The following is a 643-nucleotide window of genomic DNA, read 5'->3' as shown; positions in this document are numbered from 1 at the left end:
TGCGTGCGCCGCAGCGAGGTGTGGGGCGTGACGGCAAACCCGGATCTGGGCGCCGTGCTGCGCATCGCCGCTGCGGCGGGTACCGGTGCCGATGGCACCCCCGGACATGCCCCCGGCGGCGGAACGGGATTCGTCGCCATCGGCGGAGGCAGCGTCATCGACGCCACCAAGGCGGCTGCGGCCCTGGTGCCCCTGTTGGCCGAAGGGCGCGACCCGTGGAGTCCCTTTGCCGAGCGCAAGCCGGTCACCCGCTCGCTGCCGGTGTTCACGGTGTCCATTTTGTCGGGCACCGGATCGGAAATGAACGGCAACGCCGTGATCACGCGGGGTGCGTCGGGCCACAAGTGGGGCATGCGCTGCCCATCGCCGGTGGCCACCTTCGTGGACGTGACCTTCCAGCAGGGGCTGCCCTGGCACCTGACCGTGAACGGCGCTGCGGACGCCATGAGCCACGTGCTGGAATTTTCCGTGGTGGGCACGCCCGCCGTCGCGTTGCCGGGGCTGAAGGCCACGGAATTTCCCTTTTTTGCCGAAGAGGCTGTGCTGGCCCAGAACGAGGCCCTGCTGCGCACCATCGTGCGGGCCGCCGCGCGCCTGCATGCCGACGCCCACGACGCGGAGGCGCGCGGTGCGCTGGCCTGGG

Annotated in this window: 1 protein-coding gene; it reads left to right on the top strand. The window is 71.1% G+C overall.

Annotated features, from left to right (window positions below; genetic code table 11):
• Positions 1-27: 27 nt before the first annotated feature.
• The coding region (locus tag FVW20_RS17980) for an iron-containing alcohol dehydrogenase (RefSeq protein ID WP_307831646.1) at positions 28-643 on the top strand (616 nt) is incomplete at its 3' end.

It is taken from the genome of Nitratidesulfovibrio oxamicus, from assembly GCF_015731765.1.
Lineage (GTDB): Bacteria > Desulfobacterota > Desulfovibrionia > Desulfovibrionales > Desulfovibrionaceae > Cupidesulfovibrio > Cupidesulfovibrio oxamicus.
The sequence above is the reverse complement of the archived record's forward strand: the minus strand, read 5'-3'. Positions and strand labels throughout refer to the sequence as shown.